General features: G+C 60.7%; 16 protein-coding genes. 13 read left to right on the top strand and 3 right to left on the bottom strand.

What is annotated here, in order from left to right:
* Positions 1 to 26: 26 nt before the first annotated feature.
* Complete coding sequence (locus tag ACX3YF_RS17120; protein WP_458973968.1) at positions 27 to 1,436, top strand: MATE family efflux transporter; 1,410 nt, start codon at positions 27 to 29, stop codon at positions 1,434 to 1,436.
* 129 nt (positions 1,437 to 1,565) lie between these two features.
* Here the strand turns inward: ACX3YF_RS17120 and tusA are convergent, their stop codons facing one another.
* Positions 1,566 to 1,817, bottom strand: a complete 252-nt coding sequence (tusA, locus tag ACX3YF_RS17115; protein WP_458973967.1) for a sulfurtransferase TusA — start codon at positions 1,815 to 1,817, stop codon at positions 1,566 to 1,568.
* Positions 1,818 to 1,989: 172 nt separating this feature from the next.
* Positions 1,990 to 3,063 carry a 23S rRNA (cytidine(2498)-2'-O)-methyltransferase RlmM gene (rlmM, locus tag ACX3YF_RS17110; RefSeq protein ID WP_047531390.1) on the bottom strand — a complete coding sequence of 358 codons (1,074 nt, stop codon included), beginning with the start codon at positions 3,061 to 3,063 and terminating at the stop codon, positions 1,990 to 1,992.
* A 222-nt stretch (positions 3,064 to 3,285) separates the two neighbouring features.
* Here rlmM and acnA point away from each other — a divergent pair, with 222 nt between their 5' ends.
* From acnA to ACX3YF_RS17095, 3 genes are all read left to right on the top strand, one after another.
* Entirely contained in the window at positions 3,286 to 6,027 is a 2,742-nt protein-coding gene (acnA, locus tag ACX3YF_RS17105; protein WP_458973966.1) for an aconitate hydratase AcnA, read from the top strand.
* Positions 6,028 to 6,218: 191 nt separating this feature from the next.
* Positions 6,219 to 7,010, top strand: a complete 792-nt coding sequence (locus ACX3YF_RS17100) for a CPBP family glutamic-type intramembrane protease (RefSeq protein ID WP_448647238.1) — start codon at positions 6,219 to 6,221, stop codon at positions 7,008 to 7,010.
* A 106-nt stretch (positions 7,011 to 7,116) separates the two neighbouring features.
* On the top strand, positions 7,117 to 8,682 hold the full coding sequence (locus tag ACX3YF_RS17095) for a methyl-accepting chemotaxis protein (RefSeq protein ID WP_130205882.1): 1,566 nt from the start codon (positions 7,117 to 7,119) through the stop codon (positions 8,680 to 8,682).
* Positions 8,683 to 8,885: 203 nt separating this feature from the next.
* Here the strand turns inward: ACX3YF_RS17095 and ACX3YF_RS17090 are convergent, their stop codons facing one another.
* The gene (locus ACX3YF_RS17090; protein WP_458973965.1) at positions 8,886 to 9,563 is read right to left on the bottom strand and encodes an alpha/beta family hydrolase; all 678 of its coding nucleotides are present in this window, start codon (positions 9,561 to 9,563) and stop codon (positions 8,886 to 8,888) included.
* A 95-nt stretch (positions 9,564 to 9,658) separates the two neighbouring features.
* On the opposite strand from ACX3YF_RS17090, the gene ccoN (ACX3YF_RS17085) reads away from it, so the two are divergent.
* The 9 genes from ccoN (ACX3YF_RS17085) (at position 9,659) to ccoG (ending at position 18,316) form a co-directional block, all read left to right on the top strand.
* Positions 9,659 to 11,083, top strand: coding sequence for a cytochrome-c oxidase, cbb3-type subunit I (gene ccoN / locus ACX3YF_RS17085; RefSeq protein WP_448647240.1), 1,425 nt, complete (start codon positions 9,659 to 9,661; stop codon positions 11,081 to 11,083).
* Positions 11,084 to 11,093: 10 nt separating this feature from the next.
* Positions 11,094 to 11,702: a cytochrome-c oxidase, cbb3-type subunit II gene (ccoO, locus tag ACX3YF_RS17080; RefSeq protein WP_130205876.1), complete on the top strand. Its 609-nt coding sequence runs from the start codon at positions 11,094 to 11,096 to the stop codon at positions 11,700 to 11,702.
* A 3-nt stretch (positions 11,703 to 11,705) separates the two neighbouring features.
* Positions 11,706 to 11,909, top strand: a complete 204-nt coding sequence (locus tag ACX3YF_RS17075) for a cbb3-type cytochrome oxidase subunit 3 (RefSeq protein ID WP_196586571.1) — start codon at positions 11,706 to 11,708, stop codon at positions 11,907 to 11,909.
* Positions 11,906 to 12,859 carry a cytochrome-c oxidase, cbb3-type subunit III gene (gene ccoP, locus ACX3YF_RS17070; protein ID WP_130205872.1) on the top strand — a complete coding sequence of 318 codons (954 nt, stop codon included), beginning with the start codon at positions 11,906 to 11,908 and terminating at the stop codon, positions 12,857 to 12,859. The genes ACX3YF_RS17075 and ccoP (ACX3YF_RS17070) overlap by 4 nt, the downstream gene beginning before the upstream one ends.
* 482 nt (positions 12,860 to 13,341) lie before the next feature.
* Positions 13,342 to 14,784, top strand: coding sequence for a cytochrome-c oxidase, cbb3-type subunit I (ccoN, locus tag ACX3YF_RS17065; RefSeq protein WP_130205870.1), 1,443 nt, complete (start codon positions 13,342 to 13,344; stop codon positions 14,782 to 14,784).
* A complete protein-coding gene (ccoO, locus tag ACX3YF_RS17060; RefSeq protein WP_047531418.1) occupies positions 14,784 to 15,392 on the top strand; it encodes a cytochrome-c oxidase, cbb3-type subunit II in 609 nt (202 codons plus the stop codon). Before ccoN (ACX3YF_RS17065) ends, ccoO (ACX3YF_RS17060) begins: the two co-directional genes overlap by 1 nt.
* Positions 15,393 to 15,397: 5 nt before the next feature.
* The gene (locus ACX3YF_RS17055) at positions 15,398 to 15,583 is read left to right on the top strand and encodes a CcoQ/FixQ family Cbb3-type cytochrome c oxidase assembly chaperone (RefSeq protein ID WP_003175465.1); all 186 of its coding nucleotides are present in this window, start codon (positions 15,398 to 15,400) and stop codon (positions 15,581 to 15,583) included.
* On the top strand, positions 15,580 to 16,563 hold the full coding sequence (gene ccoP, locus ACX3YF_RS17050) for a cytochrome-c oxidase, cbb3-type subunit III (protein WP_130205868.1): 984 nt from the start codon (positions 15,580 to 15,582) through the stop codon (positions 16,561 to 16,563). The genes ACX3YF_RS17055 and ccoP (ACX3YF_RS17050) overlap by 4 nt, the downstream gene beginning before the upstream one ends.
* Before the next feature lie 337 nt (positions 16,564 to 16,900).
* Positions 16,901 to 18,316 (top strand): cytochrome c oxidase accessory protein CcoG, encoded by a 1,416-nt coding sequence (gene ccoG / locus ACX3YF_RS17045; protein ID WP_130205866.1) that lies wholly within the window; start codon positions 16,901 to 16,903, stop codon positions 18,314 to 18,316.
* The last annotated feature ends 6 nt before the right edge of the window (positions 18,317 to 18,322 follow it).

Raw genomic sequence — 18,322 nt, 5'->3', positions numbered from 1 at the left:
ATCAATACCTTCTGGACGTTTTACCCTTGAATTCTGTGACCGACCGTCCCACTGCTACCCCCCTCAATCGCCCGGCCCGGGTTCGCCTCGAGCTGAAAAACCTGCTCGCCCTGGCGCTGCCGATCATGATCGCGCAACTGGCGACCACGGCCATGGGGTTCGTCGATGCCGTGATGGCCGGGCGGGTCGGGCCGCGTGACCTGGCCGCCGTGGCACTCGGTAACTCGATCTGGGTGCCGGTGTTCCTGCTGATGACCGGCACCTTGCTGGCCACCACACCGAAAGTCGCCCAGCGTTTCGGCGCCGGCACCCACAGCGAAATCGGTCCGATCGTGCGTCAGGCGCTGTGGCTGGCGTTGGTGGTGGGGTTGATGGCGACCGGCATTCTGTTCAGTGCCGAACCGGTTTTGCGCGTCATGAAGGTCGACCCCGAACTGATCGGCCCGTGCATGCAGTATCTGCATGGCATCGCCAGCGGCTTGCCTGCCGTTGCCATTTACCATGTGCTGCGCTGTTTCAGCGATGGCCTGGGCCGTACCCGCCCGGCGATGGTGCTGGGTCTGTGCGGGCTGGCGCTGAATATTCCTTTGAACTACATCTTCATTTATGGCCACTTCGGTGTCCCGGCCATGGGTGGCGTCGGCTGCGGCTGGGCCACGGCGATCGTGATGTGGGTCATGGCGCTGGGCATGGCCGGCTGGGAGCGCTGGGCGCCGGCGTACCAGTCGAGTGAACTGTTCAGCCGTTTCGACTGGCCGCAATGGTCAGTGATCAAGCGCTTGCTGGGTATCGGCCTGCCTATCGGCATCGCGGTGTTCGCCGAGTCGAGCATCTTTGCCGTGATCGCCCTGCTGATCGGCAGCCTCGGCGCCACCGTGGTCGCCGGGCATCAGATCGCCCTGAACTTCAGCTCGCTGGTGTTCATGATCCCCTACTCCCTCGGCATGGCTGTGACGGTACGCGTCGGCCAGGCGCTGGGGCGTCAGGAGCCGCGCGAAGCACGCTTCGCCGCCGGGGTCGGCATGGGCACGGCCCTGGCCTACGCCTGCTTGTCGGCGAGCATGATGCTGTTACTGCGCAAACACATCGCTACGATCTACACCGCTGACCCGACGGTCATCAAAGTGGCGGCGATGCTGATTGTCTACTCGGCACTGTTCCAGTTTTCCGATGCGGTCCAGGTCACGGCGGCCGGTGCGCTGCGCGGTTATCAGGACACTCGGGTAACGATGATCCTGACGCTGTTCGCGTATTGGGGCATTGGCTTGCCGGTGGGTTACGCCCTTGGCCTGACCGATTGGTTCGGCGCACCGAGTGGCCCGAGCGGGCTGTGGCAGGGCTTGATCGTGGGCTTGAGCTGTGCGGCGCTGATGCTGTCGATCCGCCTGACACGCAGTGCGCGCAAGCGGATCCGCATGAGTCATTCGCTGGGTTGACCCAATGGTGTAGGAGCGAGCTGGGGCGTTCCGACGATGGACCTGAGGGCACCGCACTTATCCAGCAAATGCGCGTTAACGTTAACGTCCATCGCGAGCGGGGCTCGCGCCTGCAAAGGGCAGCGTCGGTTATTCGGACTTCTTGCGGATCCAGTAGAGGTAGGTGCCTGCCTCTTCCTGCTGACCGACCAGTTCGTGATCGAGAAACACGCAGAATTTGGGGATGTCGCGCCGGGTCGACGGATCGGTGGCGATCACCTTCAACAGACCGCCAGACGCCAGGTCACGGATGTGCTGGTGCAGCATCATGACCGGCTCCGGACAATTGAGACCGGTGGCATCCAGGGTGCCGTCAACCGGTGTATCGATCATTTCACTCATGAGTTACTCCTGAAACTTGCCGGCATTCTCGCGCATTGCCGGGCTTAACGTCATCTGTGTCGTACACCGGACCTGTGGGAGCGAGCCTGCTCGCGATGAGGGCATCAGATCCAACATTGATGCTGGCACCGCTATCGCGAGCAGGCTCGCTCCCACATTTGGTCCGTGTGACTCAGCGGGACTTGGGTTTCTTCACATCGAGTCGACGCAAATGGCAGGTCACTTCCTCACGGTCGTGATACAGCTGTTTGCAGCCAATCTCGACCTTGATGCCCCGTGCCTTGAAGCCGTCGGCAATCCGCTCCAGCAGGCGCTTCACTTCGGCGTAACGCTGTTTCATCGGCAACTTGAGGTTGACCACGGCTTCGCGGCAATGCCCCTCGCCAATCCATTCTTCAAGCATCGCGGCGTTACGCGCCGGCTTCTCGACGATGTCGCACACCATCCAGTCCACCGGTTGCTTGGGCTTGAAGGTGAAGCCGTCGGCCATCAGATGTTGCACCAACCCGGTATCCATCAGGCTTTCGGCCATCGGGCCGTTGTCGATGGCGGTCACCAGCATGCCCCGATTGACCAGTTGCCAGGTCCAGCCACCGGGCGCAGCGCCCAGATCGACGCCGGTCATGTCGCCATGCAGGCGCTCATCCCACTGGTCGCGCGGGATGAAATGGTGCCACGCCTCTTCCAGCTTCAGCGTCGAACGGCTTGGCGCCTCGCGGGGGAATTTCAAACGAGGAATGCCCATCGGCCACATCGCCGAGTTGTTCGCCTCTGCCAGGCCCATGAACACTTCGCGGCCGCTCTTGAAGGTCAGCAACAGACGTGGCTTGTGGGCGTCTTCCACCAGTTTTCCGGCAGCCATCAGCGCCTTGCGCAGGTGGACTTCGAATTTCTTGCAGAAATTCGACAGTTCCTTGCCGTCGTTGGTGTCGACCATCTCCAGCCACAGGCTGCCGCACAGCGGAAAGTCGGCCATATGGGCGAGGATCACGCTGATGCGATCGGTTTCCGGCAAATCGATGAAGATCCCCCGAGCCCACTGGCGCGGGAAGATCAATTGATCGAAACGCTGACCGCGCATCAGCCGTTCGGCGCCGTCTTCTTCGGTGCAGACAAACTCGGCGCAGGCGCTGGCGGTCTTGGCCTTGGCATAACCGGCCACGTTCAGCCGCGCGGCGAGGTCGGAAATCTCGGAACAGACTTCGCCTTCGAAGCCCGGCCGGCAGTGCATAAAGAGGGTGTTCATTCTTACTCCTGGGCAGATGGCGAGACATTCAACCACTGCGCGATGCCCAGACTTGCGTTGAAGCAAAGCCTGTCACGAAAACCGGCGCATGATAACTGACTTCGGAACCTCGGACTTATCGATAGAGTCCAGTAATTAGCCAGCTACTCAAAACAGGGCTAGGTTTAATGCTCTGCCCGTCCCCTCCGTCCGTAGCCGTGCGGACTCAAAGGAGTGATTGCAATGCCCTCCCTCAACAGTTTGAACACCCTTAAAACCCTGCAAGTCGACGACAAGACCTATCACTACTTCAGCCTGCCGGATGCCGCCAAGAGCCTGGGCGATCTGGACAAGCTGCCGATGTCGTTGAAAGTGTTGCTGGAAAACCTGCTGCGCTGGGAAGACGAAAAAACCGTCACCGGTGCCGACCTCAAGGCGATTGCCGCCTGGCTCAAGGAACGCCGCTCCGACCGCGAAATCCAGTACCGCCCGGCGCGGGTACTGATGCAAGACTTCACCGGCGTACCCGCCGTGGTCGATCTGGCGGCCATGCGCGCGGCGATGGCCAAGGCTGGCGGTGATCCGCAACGAATCAATCCACTATCGCCGGTAGACCTGGTGATCGACCACTCGGTGATGGTCGACAAATTCGCCAGCAGTAGCGCCTTCGAACAGAACGTCGACATCGAAATGCAGCGCAATGGCGAACGTTATGCCTTCCTGCGCTGGGGCCAGAGCGCCTTCGACAATTTCAGCGTGGTGCCGCCGGGCACCGGGATCTGCCATCAGGTGAACCTGGAGTACCTCGGTCGCACGGTCTGGACCAAGGACGAGGACGGACGCACCTATGCCTTCCCGGACACACTGGTGGGCACCGACTCCCACACCACCATGATCAACGGTCTGGGCGTGCTCGGCTGGGGTGTTGGCGGGATCGAGGCGGAAGCGGCGATGCTCGGCCAGCCAGTGTCGATGCTGATCCCGGAAGTGATCGGCTTCAAGCTCAGCGGCAAACTCAAGGAAGGCATCACGGCCACCGACCTGGTGCTGACGGTCACCCAGATGCTGCGCAAGAAAGGCGTGGTCGGCAAGTTCGTCGAATTCTATGGTGACGGGCTGGATGACTTGCCATTGGCCGACCGCGCGACCATCGCCAACATGGCCCCGGAATACGGCGCCACCTGCGGTTTCTTCCCGGTGGACGACGTGACGCTGGAGTATCTGCGCCTGTCCGGCCGCCCTCTCTCGACCGTCAAACTGGTCGAGGCCTATAGCAAGGCGCAGGGCCTGTGGCGCCTGCCGGGCAAAGAGCCGGTATTCACCGACAGCCTCGCGCTGGACATGGGCAGCGTCGAAGCCAGCCTCGCCGGGCCGAAACGCCCTCAAGACCGCGTGTCGCTGCCGAACGTCGCGCAAGCGTTCAGCGATTTCCTCGGCGTCCAGCTCAAACCCACCAGCAAGGAAGAAGGCCGCCTCGAAAGCGAGGGCGGTGGCGGTGTGGCCGTGGGCAATGCGGACATGGCCGGCGAAGCGGACTATGAATACGAAGGCCAGACCCATCGGCTGAAAAACGGCGCGGTGGTGATTGCCGCGATCACCTCCTGCACCAACACCTCCAACCCGAGCGTGATGATGGCCGCCGGTCTGGTGGCGAAAAAAGCCGTGGAAAAAGGCCTGCAACGCAAACCCTGGGTGAAAAGCTCGCTGGCGCCTGGCTCGAAAGTGGTCACCGACTACTACAAGGCAGCCGGGCTTACGCAGTACCTGGATCAACTGGGTTTCGCCCTGGTCGGCTACGGCTGCACCACCTGCATCGGCAACTCCGGGCCTCTGTCGGAACCGATCGAAAAAGCCATCCAGCAGGCCGACCTTACCGTGGCCTCGGTGCTCTCGGGCAACCGCAACTTCGAGGGCCGGGTGCATCCACTGGTGAAAACCAACTGGCTGGCCTCCCCGCCGCTGGTGGTCGCCTATGCGTTGGCGGGCACGGTGCGCATCGACCTCAGTACCGAACCGCTGGGTAAGGACCAGAACGGCAACCTGGTTTACCTGCGCGACATCTGGCCGAGCAGCAAGGAAATCGCCGAAGCCGTGGAGCAAGTCAACACCGCGATGTTCCACAAGGAGTACGCCGAAGTGTTTGCCGGCGACGCGCAGTGGCAAGCCATCGAAGTGCCGCAGGCCGCCACTTACGTCTGGCAGGCGGATTCGACCTACATCCAGCATCCACCGTTCTTCGATGACATCGGCGGGCCGCCCCCCGTGGTCAAGGACATTGCCGGCGCCCGCGTCCTCGCACTGCTGGGCGACTCGGTGACCACCGACCACATCTCACCGGCCGGCAACATCAAGGCCGACAGCCCGGCGGGCCGCTATCTGCGCGAGAAAGGCGTGGAACCGCGGGACTTCAACTCCTACGGTTCGCGGCGCGGCAACCATGAAGTGATGATGCGCGGCACCTTCGCCAACATCCGCATTCGCAACGAAATGCTCGGCGGCGAAGAAGGTGGCAACACCCTCTACATACCGACCGGCGAGAAACTGGCGATCTACGACGCGGCCATGCGCTATCAAGCCTCGGGTACGCCGCTGGTGGTGATCGCCGGGCAAGAATACGGCACCGGGTCGAGCCGGGACTGGGCGGCCAAGGGTACCAATCTGCTGGGGGTTAAAGCGGTCATCGCCGAAAGCTTCGAGCGCATCCACCGCTCCAATCTGGTGGGAATGGGCGTGTTGCCGCTGCAGTTCAAACTCGACCAGAATCGCAAAAGCCTGAACCTGACCGGCAAGGAAACCCTGGACATCCAGGGCCTGACCGGCGTCGAGCTGACGCCACGGATGAACCTGAACCTGGTCATCACCCGCGAAGACGGCAAGAGCGAGAAAATCGAGGTGCTGTGCCGAATCGATACGCTGAACGAAGTGGAATACTTCAAGTCGGGAGGGATCTTGCATTACGTGCTGCGGCAGTTGATTGCCTCATGACGGCGTACTGACAAAGACACCGCCTTCGGGCGGTGTTTTTTTGGGATCACAAAAATCCATGTGCGGGCCTGCTCGCGATGACGGTGTACCATTCATGGACGATGATGAATGACCCTCCGCTATCGCGAGCAAGCTCGCTCCTGCACCGGAGATGGGGTCCCCCCAAAGAACGTCAGACACAAGGACCTGCAATGCTCGCCCTGCCATGGACATTTCTGGCCCTGCTCTCCCTCGGCTACGGCATGGCCCTGGCCTATGGTCACCTCGGCTGGTTCGCCGGAATCTCCGTCGCGTTGTTGCTGATTGCCGCTTTCGCCGCTCGCCAACAAAAAATTCAGTTCGGCCGCTACCTCGGCCACGGCCTGTTCATCTTTCTGGCCCTGGCACTGGCGCTGCACTGGCTGCCCGGTTTCTACAATGGTCGCGTTATCGCCCCCCAGCGCTTCACCGACGACGCCTTGCCGTTTTCCATGTACCTGAATCTGGACAAACCCCTGATCGGTTTCTGGCTATTGTTGGTGTGCCCGTGGATTGTCGGCCAGCGGTCGTTGCGACTGTCCCTGTATGCCACCGCGCTGGCGTTGACCTTGAGTGCGGCGCTGGCACTGGGTGGCGCGCTGTTGCTGGGCGTCATCGCTTGGGCGCCGAAATGGCCGGACCAGGCCTGGATCTGGCTGCTCAACAACTTGCTACTGGTGACGCTGGTCGAAGAAGCACTCTTTCGCGGCTATATACAGGGTGGCCTGAACCGTTGCCTGAAAAACCTGGCTTATGGGGAAAACCTCGCCCTGCTGCTCGCCTCGCTGTTGTTCGGCCTGGCGCATGCCGGTGCGGGCTGGCAATGGGTACTGCTGGCGAGCCTGGCCGGGGTCGGTTATGGTCTGGCCTACCGTCTTGGCGGACTGTCTGCCGCCATCGCCACCCACTTCGGTTTGAACCTGCTGCACTTCGGACTGTTCACCTATCCAATGCTCACCGGCTGACGCATGGGTCATTTTGCGACGCGCCGCTGATAATCGAAAAATCATCTCAACAAATGGCCATGGGTGCCGATATAGCACTTGAAAGCCTTGCGGATAAAAAAAAGCCATGCGTAACAACCAACCAATTACACAACGCGAACGGACCTTTCCGGCTCAGCAACGGTTGATTTCCACCACTGATGCCAAAGGCCTGATCACCTACTGCAACGACGACTTCGTCGAGATCAGCGGGTTTTCTCAGGAAGAACTGATCCGTGCCCCGCACAACCTGGTGCGTCACCCCGACGTCCCGGCCGCGGTGTTCTCGCACATGTGGGCAACACTGAAACAAGGCTTGCCATGGATGGGTATCGTCAAGAATCGCTGCAAGAGCGGTGATCACTATTGGGTCAACGCCTATGTGACGCCGATCTTCGAAGGCACACAGGTGATCGGTTACGAGTCGGTGCGGGTCAAGCCCACCGCCGAGCAGATCCGCCGTGCCGAAGCGCTTTACCAGCGCATCAATCAGGGCAAGTCGGCCATTCCTTCCACCGATAAATGGTTGCCGATCCTGCAGGACTGGTTGCCGTTCATCCTGGTCAGCCAACTGAGTTTCATGATTGGAGCCACGCTGAACTCCCACTGGGGGTTTGCCCTGGCCGCCGGTCTCTCGGTGCCGCTGGGCCTGATGGGCCTGGGCTGGCAACAACGCGGGATCAAGCGCTTGCTGCGACTGGCCGAGCAGACCACGTCCGACCCGCTGATCGCGCAGATGTATACCGACAGCAGCGGTGCCCAGGCACGTCTGGAGATGTCGATCCTCAGCCAGGAAGCCCGTCTAAAAACCTGCCTGACCCGCCTGCAGGACACCGCCGAGCACCTGACCGATCAGGCGAAACAATCCGACACCCTGGCCCACAACAGCTCCTCGGGCCTGGAGCGCCAGCGCGTCGAAACCGAGCAGGTGGCCACCGCCGTCAATGAGATGGCCGCCACCACCCAGGAAGTCGCCAGCCACGTGCAACGCACCGCCGACGCTACCCAGGAAGCCAATCGCCTGACCAGTCGCGGCCGTGACATCGCCGGGGAAACCCGCGAAGCCATTCAGCGCCTGTCGGTGGTGGTCGGGGAAACCGGACAGACCGTGACCCAACTGGCCAAGGACAGCGACGAAATCGGCGGCGTGGTCGACGTGATCAAAGGCATCGCCGACCAGACCAACCTGCTGGCACTCAACGCTGCCATCGAAGCGGCCCGCGCCGGTGAGATGGGTCGCGGTTTTGCAGTGGTGGCCGATGAAGTACGCCAATTGGCGCAACGCACCAGCGAATCCACCGGGCAGATTCACGCCCTGATCGCCAAGCTCCAGCAAACGGCCAGCACAGCGGTGCAGACCATGGAAGCCGGGCATCGTCAGGCTGAAGAAGGCGTGGCGCGGGTACTGGAAGCGGATCAGGCCTTGGTCGGCATCAGCGAAGCGGTGGCCAATATCACTGACATGACCACCCAGATCGCTGCCGCGACCGAAGAGCAAAGCGCGGTCGCCGAGGAAATCAGCCGCAACATCAGCAACATTTCCACCCTCGCTGACCAGACCTCGGAACAGGCACAGAACTCGGCACTGCTGAGTGAAGAACTGACCAAAACCGCGAATACCCAGTATTCGTTGGTGGAGCGGTTCAACCGCTGATTGCTGCTGGAAAAACAAAACCCGGATCGCGAAAGCTTCCGGGTTTTTTTTGAGCCTGTGAACGGGATGCTGCCGGGTAGTCCCTCATCGCGAGCCAGCTCGCTCCCACAGGGTTTCGCGCTGTTCAGCCAATCAAGCCACACACCCCATCACTGCGGGAGCGAACCTGCTCGCGACGGGACCATCACAACCTCAACAACACCTCACTGAAGGAATGAAGCCACCTTCTGCGCTGCAGCCGCCAAGTGCTGCTCATGGCTAAACCCCGAAGCCTTCAACGGCTTCAAGTCGTGATCCCCCGCCACCAGCCAGAACACCTCGATGCTCGGCGATAACACATACCCCTCGACCGTCTCGCGATTGCCCAGCGCATCCCGCTCGCCCTGCACGATCAGCGTCCGCGCCTTCAACCCCGCCAGATGTTCCACTCGCGGTTTCTCCGGTTTGCCCACCGCATAAAACGGATAGCCCAGGCACACCAACGCATCAGCGCCCATTTCATCCGCCAGCAAACTGGCCATCCGCCCGCCCATGGACTTGCCGCCGATGGCCAGGCGCCCAGTGACATGACGTCGCACCACGGCGTACACCTCGCGCCAGCACTCCAACAGCTTCGGTGCCGGGTTGGGTGGGCGCTTGCCGCCGTCGACACGCCGCTGCGCCATGTATGGAAATTCAAAGCGCAGCACGTTGACGCCTTGCGCCGCGAGGCGTGTGGCCATGTCGTTCATCCAGTCGCTGTCCATCGGCGCTCCGGCACCATGGGCCAGGATCAAGGTCGCGTGCGCGGGCGCCACGCCGGCATCCCACCGCCATCCATGATCCCGCACGCACTGCGCCCATTGATCCCCGTCAATACCGGCCATGTGCTTCTTGTCCATGCTTGCCTCGCTTTTAGTCTGCCTATAACTCCGGCCGAAGAGTGCACTGCCTTGCGCAAACGCGCTCACTTCAGCTGAACCGTGGATGGGGAACCATGAACACTTCTATCAGTACCGCCTACAACTACAAGGTGGTCCGCCAATTCGCCATTATGACGGTGGTGTGGGGCATCGTCGGCATGGGGCTCGGGGTTTTTCTCGCTGCCCAATTGGTCTGGCCTGAACTCAACTTCAATTTGCCGTGGACCAGTTTCGGTCGCTTGCGCCCGCTGCACACCAACGCGGTGATCTTCGCCTTTGGCGGCTGCGCCCTGTTTGCCAGTTCGTTCTACTCGGTGCAGCGCACCTGCCAGACACAGCTGTTCGCGCCAAAGATCGCCGCGTTCTGCTTCTGGGGCTGGCAACTGGTGATCCTGCTGGCCGCCATCAGCCTGCCGCTGGGGTACACCAGCTCCAAGGAGTACGCCGAGCTGGAATGGCCGATCGATATCCTGATCACCATTGTCTGGGTCGCCTATGCCGTGGTGTTCTTCGGCACGATCATGAAGCGCAAGACCAAGCACATCTACGTCGGTAACTGGTTTTTCGGCGCGTTCATCGTCACCGTGGCGATTCTGCACATCGTCAACAACGTTGAGCTGCCGGTGAGCTTGACCAAGTCCTACTCGGTGTATGCCGGTGCGACCGATGCCATGGTGCAGTGGTGGTACGGGCACAACGCCGTGGGCTTTTTCCTCACCGCCGGTTTCCTGGGGATGATGTATTACTTCGTGCCCAAACAGGCCGAACGCCCGGTGTACTCCTATCGCCTGTCCATCGTGCACTTCTGGGCGCTGATCACCCTGTACATCTGGGCCGGTCCGCACCACCTGCACTACACCGCGCTGCCGGACTGGGCACAGTCGCTGGGCATGGTGATGTCGCTGATTCTGCTGGCGCCGAGCTGGGGCGGGATGATCAACGGGATGATGACGCTCTCGGGCGCCTGGCATAAGTTGCGCAGCGACCCGATCCTGCGTTTCCTGGTGGTGTCCCTGGCGTTCTACGGCATGTCGACCTTCGAGGGGCCGATGATGGCGATCAAGACCGTCAACGCCCTCTCCCACTACACCGACTGGACCATCGGCCACGTACACGCCGGCGCACTCGGCTGGGTAGCAATGATCTCGATCGGCGCGCTGTACCACATGATCCCGAAAGTCTTCGGTCGCCCACAGATGCACAGCATCGGCCTGATCAACGCGCACTTCTGGCTCGCGACCATCGGCACCGTGCTGTACATCGCCTCCATGTGGGTCAACGGCATCGCCCAAGGCCTGATGTGGCGTGCAGTCAACGAAGACGGGACGCTGACCTACTCCTTCGTCGAAACCCTGGCGGCCAGCCACCCGGGATTCATCGTGCGGCTGGTAGGTGGTGCGATCTTCCTCAGCGGCATGTTGCTGATGGCTTACAACACCTGGCGCACCGTGCGGGCCTCGCAGCCTGCCGACGCCGCCGCTGCCGCGCAGATGGCCTGAGGAGTCCGCCATGAAACACGAAACAATCGAAAAAAACGTCGGCCTGCTGCTGTTGCTGATGATCTTTGCCGTGAGCATCGGCGGTCTGACCCAGATCGTCCCGCTGTTCTTCCAGGACGTGACCAATAAACCGGTGGAAGGCATGAAGCCCTACACCGCGCTGCAACTCGAAGGCCGCGACCTCTACATCCGCGAAGGCTGCGTCGGCTGCCACTCGCAGATGATCCGTCCGTTCCGCGCCGAGACCGAACGCTACGGGCACTACTCGGTGGCCGGTGAAAGTGTCTGGGACCACCCGTTCCTGTGGGGCTCGAAACGCACCGGACCTGACCTGGCCCGGGTCGGCGCGCGTTACTCCGATGACTGGCACCGCGCGCATTTGTACAACCCGCGCAACGTCGTGCCGGAATCGAAAATGCCAGCCTACCCGTGGTTGGTGGCCAACGCGCTCGACAGCAGCCACACCGAGACCAAGCTGCGCGCCATGCGCACCCTCGGCGTGCCGTACACCGACGAAGACATCGCCGGTGCGGCCGAGTCGCTCAAGGGCAAATCGGAAATGGATGCCCTGGTCGCCTACCTGCAAGTGCTCGGCACTGCGATCAAGAGCAAGAGGTGAGCCGTGGTCTTTGAAATAAGCAGTGGAATGATTCGCGGCCTGGGCACGGTCGTGGTGTTCGTGGCCTTTGTCGGCCTGACGCTCTGGGTGTTCAACGGCAAGCGCAATCCGGAATTCGCCGAAGCGCGCCTGCTGCCATTCGCCGACGAGCCGCAACCCGACAGTGTCACCCCCCAAGAATCTGCAACAAGGAGTACCCGGACATGACCACCTTCTGGAGTACGTGGATCTGCGTACTGACCATCGGCAGCCTGATCGGCCTGACCTGGCTGCTGATCGGCACCCGCAAGGGCGAAACCAAGGGCAGCGTCGACCAGACCATGGGCCATAGCTTCGACGGCATCGAGGAGTACGACAATCCGTTGCCGCAGTGGTGGTTCATGCTGTTCGCCGGCACCCTGGTGTTTGCCGTTGGCTACTTGATCCTCTATCCGGGCCTGGGCAACTGGAAAGGCATCCTGCCCGGCTACGACAACGGCTGGACCGGCGCGCACGAATGGGAAAAGGAGATGGCCAGGGCTGATGCGAAGTTCGGTCCGATCTTCGCCAAATTCGCTGCCATGCCGCTGGAAGAAGTGGCCAAGGATCCGCAAGCGTTGAAAATGGGCGGGCGCCTGTTTGCCTCCAACTGCTCGGTCTGCCACGGCTCGGACGCCAAGGGTGCATTCGGCTTCCCCAACCTGACGGACCGTGATTGGCGCTGGGGCGGCAACGCTGACACCATCAAGACCACCATCATGGGTGGGCGCATGGCGGCGATGCCGGCCTGGGGTGAAATTCTCGGTGAAGCCGGCGTGAAAAACGTCGCGGCTTATGTGCGCCATGAACTCTCCGGCCTGCCGCTGGCCGCCGACAGCGGTGCGGATCTGCAAGCCGGAAAGCAAGTGTTCAGCACCACCTGCGTCGCCTGCCACGGGGCAAACGGCCAGGGCACTGAAGCCATGGGCGCGCCGAATCTGACGCACCCGACCGGTTTCATTTACGGTACAAGCCTGACGCAGCTTGAACAAACGATACGCCATGGTCGCCAGGGCCATATGCCAGCGCAAAGCGAACTGCTCGGCAACGACAAGGTTCAATTGCTGGCGGCGTATGTGTACAGCCTGTCGCATGCGGCCGGTACCGAGCGCTTGCAGGCTGAAGGCAAAACCGAGTAATCGATGACCGCTCTACTGCCGCATTCTCCGGAATGCGGCAGTTTCCCGCCCCTTTGCGACCCATTGTCGCACCCTCATTCAGACTTCCTTTCGGTTCGCCAGATTCGGGTCTAAGCTTGCTCCGATGCGGACTGGCAAGTACCGGTTCCAGGTCGACCCTAACCGATGTGTTCGACGATTCAGCTCGATGACAGGCCGCAAAGGCTGGTAGATACCGGCTGTCGCGCGAATTGCCATCGGTCACCTGATCGTTGCGATTGAACACACCTCGTTACATGTGACCTGACCCCCTTGCCTATTTAGTCCGGCGGGACAATTTGCCGGCGTGCAAATTTGTCCTTACGCGGCGCATGGAAAGGCCGCAGAATCAGCATTTGAAAGCATTGACCCAGGTCATGGCGCGTTGCAATGACCCCCCGCTTTCTACATACTTGCGGCCGATTTTTAATCCTAATAAAACACCCAAACCGTGGAACCTTAGAATGAGCACAGCAATCAGTCCGACTGCTTATAACTATAAGGTAGTCCGCCAGTTCGCCATCATGACGGTGGTCTGGGGGATCCTTGGCATGGGGCTCGGTGTCTTCATCGCCTCACAGCTCGTATGGCCGGAATTGAATTTCGGTCTGCCGTGGACGACTTTTGGACGCCTGCGCCCGTTGCACACCAACCTGGTGATTTTCGCCTTCGGTGGATGTGCACTGTTTGCCACTTCTTATTATGTCGTGCAGCGAACCTGCCAAACGCGACTGATTTCCGACAGCCTCGCGGCCTTCACCTTCTGGGGATGGCAAGCGGTGATCGTCGGCGCCATCGTTACCTTGCCGCTGGGTTACACCACCACCAAGGAATACGCTGAGCTGGAATGGCCCCTCGCCATTCTGCTGGCCATCGTCTGGGTCACCTACGCTCTGGTGTTCTTCGGCACCATCGTCAAGCGCAAGACCAAGCACATCTATGTGGGTAACTGGTTCTACGGTGCCTTCATCCTCGTGACCGCGATGCTGCACATCGTCAACCACGCCTCCCTGCCGGTCAGTTTCTTCAAGTCCTATTCCGCCTACTCGGGCGCCACGGACGCGATGATCCAGTGGTGGTATGGCCACAACGCCGTGGGCTTCTTCCTGACCACCGGCTTCCTGGGGATGATGTACTACTTCGTGCCAAAACAGGCCGAGCGTCCGATCTACTCCTATCGCCTGTCCATCGTGCACTTCTGGGCACTGATCACCCTGTACATCTGGGCCGGCCCGCACCACCTGCACTACACCGCGCTGCCGGACTGGGCCCAATCCCTGGGCATGGCGATGTCGATCATCCTGCTGGCTCCGAGCTGGGGCGGCATGATCAACGGCATGATGACCCTGTCGGGTGCCTGGCATAAGCTGCGCACCGACCCGATCCTGCGCTTCCTGGTCGTGTCCCTGGCGTTCTACGGCATGTCGACCTTCGAAGGCCCGATGATGGCCATCAAGACCGTGAACTCGCTGTCGCACTACACCGACTGGACCATCGGCCACGTACACGCCGGCGCCCTGGGTTGGGTAGCGATGATCTCGATCGGCGCGATCTACCACATGATTCCGAAACTGTTCGGCCGCGCGCAGATGCACAGCACCGGCCTGATCAACACGCACTTCTGGCTCGCGACCATCGGTACCGTTCTGTACATCGCTTCGATGTGGGTCAACGGCATCACCCAGGGTCTGATGTGGCGTGCAATCAACGATGACGGCACCCTCACCTACTCGTTCGTCGAAGCACTGCAAGCCAGTCACCCGGGTTTCATCGTCCGCGCACTGGGCGGTGCATTCTTCGCGACCGGCATGCTGTTCATGGCCTACAACGTATTCCGTACCGTACGCGCCTCGAACCCGGTTGAAGCCAAAGCCGCCGAACAGATTGCTGTAGTTGGAGCTCACTGATGAAGCATGAAGCAGTCGAGAAGAATATTGGCCTGCTGGCCTTCTTCATGGTTATCGCCGTCAGTATCGGCGGCCTGACCCAGATCGTTCCGCTGTTTTTCCAGGACGTCACCAACAAGCCGGTCGAAGGCATGAAGCCGCGCACCGCCCTTGAACTGGAAGGCCGCGACATTTACATCGCCAACGGTTGTGTCGGCTGCCACTCGCAGATGATCCGCCCGTTCCGCGCTGAAACCGAACGTTACGGCCACTACTCGGTCGCCGGTGAAAGCGTCTGGGACCACCCGTTCCTGTGGGGTTCCAAGCGTACCGGTCCGGACCTGGCCCGTGTCGGCGGTCGTTACTCCGATGACTGGCAACGTGCGCACTTGTACAACCCGCGCAACGTCGTGCCCGAGTCGAAAATGCCGGCCTACCCGTTCCTCGTGGAAAACAAGCTCGACGGCAAAGACACCGCCAGGAAAATGGAAGTCTTGCGCACGCTCGGCGTCCCTTACACCGACGAAGACATCGCCGGCGCCAAGGATGCTGTGAAGGGCAAAACCGAAATGGACGCGCTGGTGGCCTATCTGCAAGGCCTGGGCACCATCATCAAAAGCAAACGGTGATCTGGATGGATATCGGGATGATTCGTGGCCTGGGCACCGTTGTCGTGATGGTGGCCTTCATCGGTCTGGCGTTGTGGGTATTCAGCCCAAAGCGCAAGTCGGAGTTTGAAGACGCGACCTTGCTGCCTTTCGCGGATGATCCCGAAGCCATCAAGCACGTCGAGCAAGCTTCTAGGAGTAACAAAGAATGACTACATTCTGGAGTCTGTATGTCACAGTCCTCAGTCTCGGTACGATCTTTTCCCTGACCTGGCTGCTGCTGTCGACCCGCAAGGGCCAGCGCACCGAGGCGACGGAAGAGACGGTTGGCCACTCCTTCGACGGGATCGAGGAGTACGACAACCCACTGCCGAAATGGTGGTTCATGCTGTTCGTGGGCACCATCATTTTCGCCCTGGGCTACCTGGTACTGTATCCGGGCCTGGGCAACTGGAAAGGCCTGTTGCCAGGTTACAACTACCTGGATAACGAGAAGCAGACCGCGTTCGCCAACGGCCAGACCGGCTGGACCGGCGTTCACGAGTGGGAAAAGGAAATGGCCAAGTCGGACGCCAGGTTCGGTCCGATTTTCGCCAAGTTCGCTTCCATGCCAATCGAAGAAGTCGCCAAGGACCCGCAAGCCCTGAAGATGGGTGGCCGCCTGTTCGCCTCCAACTGCTCGGTTTGCCACGGTTCCGACGCCAAAGGCGCCTATGGCTTCCCTAACCTGACCGACGCCGATTGGCGCTGGGGCGGCGAGCCGGAAACCATCAAGACCACGATCATGGGCGGCCGTCACGCGGTCATGCCGGCGTGGGCTGAAGTGATCGGTGAACAAGGCGTTGCCGACGTTGCCGCGTTCGTGGTGACCAACCTCGATGGCCGCAAGCTGCCGGAAGGCACCAAGGCTGACCCGGTTGCCGGCCAGAAACTGTTCGCGGCCAACTGCGTGGCCTGCCACGGTCCGGAAGGCAAAGGCACCCCGGCAATGGGCGCACCCAACCTGACCCACCCCGCCGCGTTCATCTACGGTTCGAGCTTCGCTCAACTGCAGCAGACCATCCGTTACGGCCGTCAGGGCCAGATGCCTGCGCAAGAGCAGCTGCAGGGTAACGACAAGGTTCACCTGCTGGCCGCTTACGTCTACAGCCTGTCTCACGGCGAGAAGGCTGCGGCGGCAGACGCTCAGTAAGGCAAACGCTCGACGCAATGCAAAAGACCCCGTCATTCGACGGGGTCTTTTTTTTAGCCGCAAGACATGATCCCGATCACGCAGCCCCTTTGCCGTAACAGTCGGCTAACGTTGTCACCGATACCCAGGACCGGGCAGCTATACTTCACCTGTCAATTGACCTGCATCATGTTTTGTTACATTCGCTACACCATCTATGAATTTCACCCAACGCGACCAAAGGTCGCACCCTTGGGCCAGAGCGACAGGCGTATCATTGCGCCACTGCAACACCTCTTTTTGACCGCGGCCAGCATGTACTGACCGGGGCATTTTTCCACTGCCGTGGGATGCAATGATGAGCAATCAGATTCCGGTACACGACGTCACACCGCCCAGCAAAAACGCGAACAACAGCGTCGATCTCTACGCCTCTCGAGAAAAAATCTACACCCGTGCCTTCACCGGTCTGTTCCGCAACCTGCGGATGATGGGCGGCGCCTTTTTATTCCTGTTGTATTTCGGCACGGTCTGGTTGAACTGGGCGGGCCATCAGGCCGTCTGGTGGAATCTGCCGGAGCGAAAATTCTTTATTTTCGGCGCGACCTTCTGGCCGCAGGACTTCATCCTGCTCTCGGGCATTTTGATCATCAGTGCCTTCGGCCTGTTTTTCATTACGGTGTACGCCGGGCGGATCTGGTGTGGCTATACCTGTCCGCAGAGCGTCTGGACCTGGATTTTCATGTGGTGCGAAAAGGTCACCGAAGGCGACCGCAACCAGCGTATCAAGCTCGACAAGGCGCCCATGAGCGCCAACAAGTTTCTGCGTAAATTCAGCAAGCACACCCTGTGGCTGCTGATTGGCTTTGTGACCGGCATGACCTTCGTCGGCTATTTCTCGCCGATTCGTGAGTTGGTTATCGACTTTTTCACCGGCGAAGCCGATGGATGGTCGTATTTCTGGGTCGGCTTCTTCACCCTCGCCACCTACGGCAACGCCGGCTGGCTGCGCGAACAGGTGTGCATCTACATGTGCCCGTACGCACGTTTCCAGAGCGTGATGTTCGACAAGGACACGCTGATCGTGTCCTACGATCCGCGTCGTGGCGAAAGCCGTGGCCCGCGTAAAAAAGGCGTCGACTACAAAGCCCAGGGCCTGGGCGACTGCATCGACTGCACCATGTGCGTTCAGGTCTGCCCCACCGGCATCGACATTCGCGACGGCCTGCAGATCGAGTGCATCGGTTGCGCCGCCTGCATCGATGCCTGCGACAGCATCATGGACAAAATGGAGTACCCGCGCGGGCTGATCAGCTACACCACCGAGCACAACCTGTCCGGGCAGAAAACCCATAAACTGCGCCCGCGCCTGATCGGCTATGCCGTGGTGCTGCTGGCGATGATCAGTTTGCTGGTCACCGCGTTTTTCATGCGTTCGCTGGTGGGTTTCGACGTCAGCAAGGACCGCGTGCTGTACCGTGAAAACGCCGAAGGGCGGATCGAAAACGTCTACAGCCTGAAAATCATGAACAAGGATCAGCGCGACCACACTTACGTGCTGGAAGCCGCCGGTCTACCGGACCTCAAACTGCAAGGCCAGCGCGAAATCAAAGTGGCGGCCGGGGAGATCGTGAGCCAGCCGGCCGAACTGTCCGTGGCACCGGAACACCTGCCGTCGAGCACCAACGAGGTGAAATTCATCCTCAAGGATGCCGATGACAACAGCGTCCACGTTGAAGCCAAGAGCCGATTCATCGGCCCACAAAATCGTTGAGAGAAG

This window comes from Pseudomonas fluorescens group sp. PF-69 (assembly GCF_054481235.1).
Note: the sequence above shows the minus strand (reverse complement) of the source record. Positions and strands in the feature narration are given on the sequence as shown.

Coding starts and splice junctions, on each gene's coding strand:
- ccoP (WP_130205872.1), top strand. CDS start 11,906: ATGACCACCTTCTGGAGTACGTGGATCTGCGTACTGACCATCGGCAGC.
- rlmM (WP_047531390.1), bottom strand. CDS start 3,063: ATGAACACCCTCTTTATGCACTGCCGGCCGGGCTTCGAAGGCGAAGTC.
- ccoG (WP_130205866.1), top strand. CDS start 16,901: ATGAGCAATCAGATTCCGGTACACGACGTCACACCGCCCAGCAAAAAC.
- acnA (WP_458973966.1), top strand. CDS start 3,286: ATGCCCTCCCTCAACAGTTTGAACACCCTTAAAACCCTGCAAGTCGAC.
- ccoO (WP_047531418.1), top strand. CDS start 14,784: ATGAAGCATGAAGCAGTCGAGAAGAATATTGGCCTGCTGGCCTTCTTC.
- tusA (WP_458973967.1), bottom strand. CDS start 1,817: ATGAGTGAAATGATCGATACACCGGTTGACGGCACCCTGGATGCCACC.
- ccoN (WP_448647240.1), top strand. CDS start 9,659: ATGAACACTTCTATCAGTACCGCCTACAACTACAAGGTGGTCCGCCAA.
- ccoP (WP_130205868.1), top strand. CDS start 15,580: ATGACTACATTCTGGAGTCTGTATGTCACAGTCCTCAGTCTCGGTACG.
- ccoO (WP_130205876.1), top strand. CDS start 11,094: ATGAAACACGAAACAATCGAAAAAAACGTCGGCCTGCTGCTGTTGCTG.
- ccoN (WP_130205870.1), top strand. CDS start 13,342: ATGAGCACAGCAATCAGTCCGACTGCTTATAACTATAAGGTAGTCCGC.
- ACX3YF_RS17100 (WP_448647238.1), top strand. CDS start 6,219: ATGCTCGCCCTGCCATGGACATTTCTGGCCCTGCTCTCCCTCGGCTAC.
- ACX3YF_RS17095 (WP_130205882.1), top strand. CDS start 7,117: ATGCGTAACAACCAACCAATTACACAACGCGAACGGACCTTTCCGGCT.
- ACX3YF_RS17090 (WP_458973965.1), bottom strand. CDS start 9,563: ATGGACAAGAAGCACATGGCCGGTATTGACGGGGATCAATGGGCGCAG.
- ACX3YF_RS17055 (WP_003175465.1), top strand. CDS start 15,398: ATGGATATCGGGATGATTCGTGGCCTGGGCACCGTTGTCGTGATGGTG.